This window comes from uncultured Brachyspira sp. (genome assembly GCF_944393015.1).
Taxonomy (GTDB): domain Bacteria; phylum Spirochaetota; class Brachyspiria; order Brachyspirales; family Brachyspiraceae; genus Brachyspira.
The window spans coordinates 1-7,341 of record NZ_CALXYQ010000079.1; the positions used below are offsets into that span (position 1 = coordinate 1).

Annotated in this window: 8 protein-coding genes and 1 pseudogene; 4 read left to right on the top strand and 5 right to left on the bottom strand. The window is 25.8% G+C overall.

The features are described 5' to 3' along the window. From Q0K19_RS14545 to Q0K19_RS14560, 4 genes and pseudogenes are all read right to left on the bottom strand, one after another. Positions 1-698, bottom strand: a pseudogene (locus Q0K19_RS14545) (hypothetical protein); the annotation flags it as partial. Between the two features lie 106 nt (positions 699-804). Beyond that, positions 805-1,239: a F0F1 ATP synthase subunit epsilon gene (locus tag Q0K19_RS14550; RefSeq protein WP_297249222.1), complete on the bottom strand. Its 435-nt coding sequence runs from the start codon at positions 1,237-1,239 to the stop codon at positions 805-807. Positions 1,240-1,254: 15 nt separating this feature from the next. Continuing rightward, entirely contained in the window at positions 1,255-1,560 is a 306-nt protein-coding gene (locus tag Q0K19_RS14555) for a hypothetical protein (RefSeq protein WP_297249224.1), read from the bottom strand. A gap of 3 nt (positions 1,561-1,563) precedes the next feature. Then, positions 1,564-1,977: a thioesterase family protein gene (locus Q0K19_RS14560; protein WP_012670736.1), complete on the bottom strand. Its 414-nt coding sequence runs from the start codon at positions 1,975-1,977 to the stop codon at positions 1,564-1,566. A 183-nt stretch (positions 1,978-2,160) separates the two neighbouring features. Here Q0K19_RS14560 and coaD point away from each other — a divergent pair, with 183 nt between their 5' ends. The 4 genes from coaD (at position 2,161) to Q0K19_RS14580 (ending at position 5,703) form a co-directional block, all read left to right on the top strand. After that, entirely contained in the window at positions 2,161-2,649 is a 489-nt protein-coding gene (coaD, locus tag Q0K19_RS14565; RefSeq protein ID WP_297249226.1) for a pantetheine-phosphate adenylyltransferase, read from the top strand. A 16-nt stretch (positions 2,650-2,665) separates the two neighbouring features. After that, positions 2,666-3,976: a tRNA (N6-isopentenyl adenosine(37)-C2)-methylthiotransferase MiaB gene (miaB, locus tag Q0K19_RS14570; protein ID WP_297249228.1), complete on the top strand. Its 1,311-nt coding sequence runs from the start codon at positions 2,666-2,668 to the stop codon at positions 3,974-3,976. Between the two features lie 21 nt (positions 3,977-3,997). Beyond that, positions 3,998-4,609, top strand: coding sequence for a 4'-phosphopantetheinyl transferase superfamily protein (locus Q0K19_RS14575; RefSeq protein ID WP_297249230.1), 612 nt, complete (start codon positions 3,998-4,000; stop codon positions 4,607-4,609). Positions 4,610-4,701: 92 nt separating this feature from the next. Beyond that, entirely contained in the window at positions 4,702-5,703 is a 1,002-nt protein-coding gene (locus tag Q0K19_RS14580; RefSeq protein WP_297249232.1) for a FecR family protein, read from the top strand. 5 nt (positions 5,704-5,708) lie between these two features. On the opposite strand, the gene Q0K19_RS14585 is transcribed toward Q0K19_RS14580, so the two are convergent. Then, the gene (locus Q0K19_RS14585; protein ID WP_297249234.1) at positions 5,709-7,178 is read right to left on the bottom strand and encodes a hypothetical protein; all 1,470 of its coding nucleotides are present in this window, start codon (positions 7,176-7,178) and stop codon (positions 5,709-5,711) included. Positions 7,179-7,341 lie beyond the last annotated feature (163 nt).

Sequence of the window (7,341 nt, forward strand, 5' to 3'; positions counted from 1 at the left end):
TCATTATCTAAATCTTCAGGTAGCTCTAAATTATCTATATCAGCAGATACTTTATCATTATCTAAATCTTCAGGTAGCTCTAAATTATCTATGTCAGCAGATACTTTATCATTATCTAAATCTTCAGGTAGCTCTAAATTATCTATGTCAGCAGATACTTTATCATTATCTAAATCTTCAGGTAGTTCTAGATTATCTACATCAGCAGATACTTTATCATTATCTAAGTCTTCAGGAAGTCCTAAATCATCTACATCAGCAGATACTTTATCATTATCTAAGTCTTCAGGAAGTCCTAAATCATCTATATCAGCAGATACTTTATCATTATCTAAGTCTTCAGGAAGCCCTAAATCATCTATATCAGCAGATACTTTATCATTATCTAAATCTTCAGGAAGTCCTAAATCATCTAGATCATCAGATAATGGATTGTTAAAATCTTCAGGAAGCTCTAAATTATCAAGATCATCAGATTCTTTGTTATTATCTGAATCATCTTGAAAATCTAAACTGTCTAAATCATCAATAGAAGGTAAACCATTATCTTCTGCTGGCATAGAACTAGCCATATGTTCATCTGTAAAAACTGACTTAAAACGATCATAGTCGTTTTGTGATATTTCTTTTGGTAATGCTTTATTTCCTATTAAAAAAGCAATACTTCCTAGTCTTTCTAAATCTTCTATTTTAGGCATATTTCAATCATCTAATATAAATTTTTTAGTTAACATATTAATTATAATTAAGCTATAAAAATATGTCAACTAAATTATCGGATAATACTAAAATTACAATAGCATATTATTTAGAAGAAATTTCTATTTGTTTATTAAGTTTGGCTATTTTTTCATGATTTCTTCTTGCTTCTTCAGCATTAATAACCATTTGAGTAGATAATTTATTTATTTCATCTTTTAACATAGCGGCATCTATATCTTTAGGATATAAAGCAGTTTCTACCAATATACCTATAACATTATTGGTAACTTTAGCTATACCATCTTCCACATACATATTTATAAGTTTATTATCTTCATTATATATTTTGAGTTCACCATAACCTATTCTTACTATATATGGGCAATGATCTAGATGTATTGAAACATAACCATCATGAGAAGGTATTTCTACATGATCTATTCTTATAGACCTTAATACAGGACCGCTTCTTGTAATTACAGAGCAAGTTAAAGCTTTTTTATTTTTTTTTACCGCAGTAGTAGTACTAGTAGCCATATAAAATCCTCAAAATTAAATTACTTTTTTATATTTTAAAACAAAAATTATAAATATCAATGAAATGATAAATAAAATTAACAATATTAAAGAAATAAAAAATAGAAATCTTACTACTATTTTTAAAGAATTTATCTCTGAATATATATATTGAAATTCTTTTTTTGTTTTGGATTCTACTTTTTCCATTATTTCTTTTTCTTTTTCATCTAATTTACTATATAGTTTTTTTGTTCTGCTTTCCATAGTTGTTGTTTTAACTAAATCACCAACCATATTAGCAGATGACAAAACAGTTAATATAACATTCAGCCAGCTCATATATTATTTACCTTTAGCCATTATATTGTACAGATATTCATCAGGTTTTACTATTTGACCTTTTTTATTTACAAAAGGGTGAAGAGTATAACCTGTAGAGTATAGTATTTTTTCATCTTCTTTGCTTCTTATTTCATATTTCAGTTTTAATGATACATTTTTTAATTTTTCAACACTAGTATAAACCACTATAACATCATCATATTTTATAGAAATTTTATAATCTACAAAAGCCTCTTTTACAGGAAGCATTATATCATATTTTTCTTCCATATCTCTATAGGAAATGCCTAATTCTCTTAAAAGCTCTGTCCTTCCTATCTCAAAATATCTTAAATAGTTTGAATGATAAACAACCCCCATTTGATCAGTATCTGCATATATCACTCTTATTTCAGTTTTATTAACATGAGCCATAAATAACTCCTAATGAATATTTATTCTTTAAATTATAACATATAATAGAAAAAATATTTATTTTTTTTCTATTTTTTATTCTAAAATAGAAAAACACTATATTTATGTTAAATTGTCGAAGTATTTAAATAAATGTTATTTTTTATATTGATATTATATCAATTTTGTATATACTTTATCATTATGAAAAATGGAAAAGTAATATTTCCGGGTACTTTTGACCCTTTTACATTAGGACATCTCGATGTTCTTTACAGACTTGCTGATATTTTCAATAAGGTTTATATATCTGTAGCTGTTAATTTGGATAAATCTCCTACTTTTAGTATAGAAGAAAGAAAGAATATGATTAAAAAAGTAATAGGAGATAATGATACTATAGAAATTGTATCTGTATCAGGACTTGTAACAGAGTATATGAAGCAGAATGATATAAAAGTATTGGCCAGAGGTATTAGAGACAGTGAAGATTTATACTATGAATTAAGAATGTCTAGAATGAATAAGTTATTATATCCAGAGATGGATACTATATTTTTACATACATCAGAACATTATGCTTATGTAAGTTCTTCTTTAATAAAGGAAATACTTAAATTTAATGGACCTATAGACGGATTAGTGCCGGAAATAATAGTTGAAGACATAAAATCCAAATTCATAAAAAAATAATAATAAAGATTAGAACATGAAGAATTTTTACCTAGAAAATTATGGATGCCAAATGAATAAGGCGGATTCTAATAGTTTAATAAATTCGCTTATGCAGGAAGGTTTTATACAAACAGAAAATCATGAAAATGCTGATAATATCATAATAAATACATGCAGTGTAAGGGCTCATGCTGAAGAGAGAGTATTTTCAAGAGTTAAATTATTCAATGCAAATAGGAAAAAGAACAAAAAGGACACAAAAATAATAATTATGGGCTGTATGGCTCAAACTTCTAAAGAACATCTTGAAAATCTTGGGGTTGATAAGATATTTGATGTATATAATGAAGTTAATATTATAGATTATTTGAAAGATGAGGAAGTTTTTGTAAGAAAATTTAATGATAATTATATATTTAATAAATCTTATGTAGATGAAGATAAGCCTCATAAAGCATTTATACCAATATCTCATGGCTGTAATAATTGGTGTACTTACTGTATAGTGCCTCATACTAGAGGAAAGATGGTAAGTAGAAAATCAGGCGAAATAATAGAAGAACTTAAAAGATTAATAGATGACGGAGCTAAAGAGATAACTTTACTTGGGCAGAATGTTAATTCTTATGGGCTTGATATTGATAATGAGATTAATTTTACAGAATTATTATACAAATTAGACAAAGTTATTGATGAAAAGGCTAAAGATAAGGTTTGGATAAGGTTTTTAACTTCTCACCCTAAAGATTTTGATAAAGATTTGGCTGATGCTATATGGAATTTGAATAGTTTATGCAAACATATACATTTACCTTTTCAAAGCGGTTCAGACAGAATATTAAATTTAATGAATAGAAAATACACAAAAGATGAATATGTAAAAAAAGTATCATATTTAAGAGATTATGCTGATGATTTTCCTATTTCAACAGATATTATAGTTGGTTATGCTGATGAAACAGAAGATGAGTATATGGAAACATTAAATTTGCTTGAAAGTATAGGTTTTGAAGAAGCTTACCTGTATAAATATTCAGAGAGGGAAGGCTCTATAGCATTTAAGAAAAATATACAGTATGATAAAGCGGCAGGAGCAAGAAGACTTACTAATCTTGTAAATTATCAAAGAGAATTGGCACAAAAATTATTATCAAAGCAGGTAGGCAAAAAAACTTCTGTAATGGTAGATGATATAGCTAAAGATAATATGCATTATCTATGCAGAAGCAAGGAAAATAGAATAATTCTAGTGAAAAAAGAAAAAGAACTTAATATGGGCGATATTTTCAATGCTGAAGTTACAGAGATAAAAAGCCATACATTAATAGGGAAATTTATTGACTAAAGTTATTAAAAAGGTTTGTTTATGACTTATTTGGAGTATAGTTTCAATAATAATGAGAATAGGGCAGAGGCAAGAAAAAATTTAGAGAATTTGATTCTTTCTATATCTAAAAATCATTATAATAAAAGTAATTTAATAATAGAAAGAGAAGAAAATAAAAAACCTTACTTCAAAAATGAAAATAATTTATATTTTAATGGAACTCATACATCAGAATTGTTTGCTGCTGTTATGAGCAATGAATATAATGTTGGAATAGATGCTGAAAAGATAAGAGAAAGAGATTATTTTTCTATTGCTAAGGAATATTTTTATAAAAGTGAGATTGAATACCTTAAAAATACTCATAAATTAGAAATAGATTTTTTTACTATATGGACTATCAAAGAAGCGTATATAAAAATGCTTGGAAAAACTATTTTTGATATAAAAAATTCTGTAGAAGTTGATCTTATTGAGAGAGAAGTGAGAAATGCTGATGATATCTTCTTTGCTTCTTTTATTCTTGATGATTTATATATAATAAGTGTATGTTTTGATACAAAAAATGAAGTAGATTTAAATGTTCAAGATTTCAATTTAAATATGTTATTTGCTTATCCTACATTGCCAAATATTGATATAAATATGTAAATTTGAATTTTATTGCTATTGACTTTTTTAATACTAAATTATACACTTATAGTACTTAGTGGTTTTATTTACTAAAACCAAGGAGTATATTTATGCTTAATAGAATATTTTTATCAGCAATATTATTTGCTTTATCTTTCAGCAATATTTTATTGTCACAGGATATATCTTTTAAAGTTACAGGAATATCTGGGTTAGCTTTTATTGAAAGACCTGATATAAATAAATCACTTAGGGCTTTCAGAGGAAGTGAAGTACATAGTGAATATAGATTAAGAACATCAGCTGACAGTCAGGTTGATCTTACTTTAAGCAGGAGAGGTGATAAAATAGGTTCTATTGTAGTTCCTCAAAATACTATAATTCTTGTTAATGAGCCTATTTCAAAAGAAAGCGGTAAAGTTTCTCTATCATTATTAGAAGGTTATATTAAAGTTAATATAAATAAAAATGCCGGTGCTATGGTTGAAATACATACATCAACTACTACTTCTGTAGTAAGAGGTACAAGTTTTGAGGTTGCTTTTGCAGAAGATGGTTCTACTATAGTTGTTCTTGACGATGGTATTGTTGATGTTATCACAGATACTGATAAAGAAGTATTGAATCCAAAAAAGGCTTATATAAATACAATAAATGATCAATCAAAGATTGTAAATCAAAGTTCTGACAGTGATCCTATAGTATTTTTAAATAAGGGAGAGGAAGCTTCAAGAGAAGATTATGTAAGTACTATAGAAAATTTAATGACTGCTATGGAAGGCATATCAGATGTAAATAACAATAATGAGAATTTTGTTTCATTAGTTAATGTGGAAGAAGGCGAGAATAAAATAAATGATCTTGAAATGAAGCATTATAGAATGATAGCAGCAAATGAGGGATATTATAATACTATAATAAAATTAATAAATTTATATCCAGATAAAAGAAATGAATTGATTCAATATGCCAGAAAGTCATTAGCATTATATACAGCTAATCAAAAAGCCATAAGCAAAATGAATTCAGCTGTAACTAAAACAAGAGAAAAATTTGATAGGATAAAGAAGAAATTTGATGAAAGAATGATGACTACTTCAGTATCTCAATGATATATTTATAAATCAAATATATTTTTTATATCTGAATTTTTTCTTAATTTAGATATATAGAAATTTCTTTCATATTCAGCAAGAAGTACTTTAGCTCTATTTATAAATTCTTTTTCATCATAAACTATTAAATCTATATAAATATTGTATACCCCCATAGCTCCGCCAAGCACAATTCCGATATCAGCTTCTTTATCTCCGCTTGCAAGAACTTCTTTTTCCAATCTTTCCTGTATTTCATATCTTTCATTGAGTATTGCTTTTTTTAATTCATCATCATAGTTTTTATAATCATAAGTATAATACAAAAATATTGCTCTTGCTCCGCATTTTGATATTTCTATTATATCGTCTGTATTTTCATTGTAATAATCATTAACAGTTTCATAATATGATGTGGTTCCTGCTATTATATCGTACCTTAATGTATCGGATTGTCTAGGTTCAGAAGTGTAGGCCAGGTATTGATTTATAGGATCTGTTATGATCTTCTTCCTATGGAAAGTTAATGTTTTTTTTATATACTTTTCTAATTCTATAAGAGAGATCATGTTATTTAATTTTCTATTACTTATATCAGTATATCTTATATATACTCTTGATAATCCTTCTCCTATAGAATTTTCCATAATTAAGAAGAATATATTATAAGCTTCTTCTTTATCTAAATCATTTAAATCTTTATTATAAAATACTAAGTCAAATTTATCATTTTCATCATCAAATTCTATCTTGACAAATACATCTTGAGCTTCTATTCTTTTATTATGTATTTCAATAGTAAAATTTACACCATTAGAACTAGGAATATAAGGCATAAAAGTCCATTTTTCTTTTAATTTTTCCGGCATATCAGATATTATTCTTGGCGTAAGATAAAACAAATAATTTTTACCATCTATATTAAAAGTAAAATTATAATTCCTTCCTATATTAAATGCTAAATTGTCAGATATTATTTTTACGCCATGAGAGAGAAAATGAATTATATCTTTATTTTTATATTTGATTATATCATCAATTTCTTTTTCATTATCTTCAAACCATTTCCAAAATAATTTTACTCTTTGAGCAAAACTAAGTTCTTTATCTTCATTTTCAAAGCATAATGAATATAAATTTTTTATATTATTTGATATTTCTTCAAAATTTTCTATATTTTTTTTGTCATAATTTTCAAATAATTTTATAGCCTTACTAAAATATTGTTTAGCAGTGTTTTTTTCATTTTTATGATAATAAGCATATCCAGTTCTGTAATACCATAAAGGATCAAATAATCCTTCTTCCCTTATATACATAAGATTATCTAATGCTTCATCATAATTCTGCACATTATTTAAAGCTCTAGCGAAGAATAAAATTATTTCATAATCTCTTTCTTCTTCATCTATAGAATATATAAGCTCTATTATTTTTTGATGCTTGCTTTGATTATGCAGTTCTTTAATCTTTTCTAAAATTTTTTTACTCATTAATCTATATATTACAATATTTTTATAAAAAAATCTATTTATTTAAAGCAGTAATTTACTTTTACTTAATGATAGTTTTTTATTTTTGCACAGGATCCAGACATATTGCATTAAGTATTCCTTAATTTCTTGAAGTATAACACAGGTGTATAATAATTTAAAG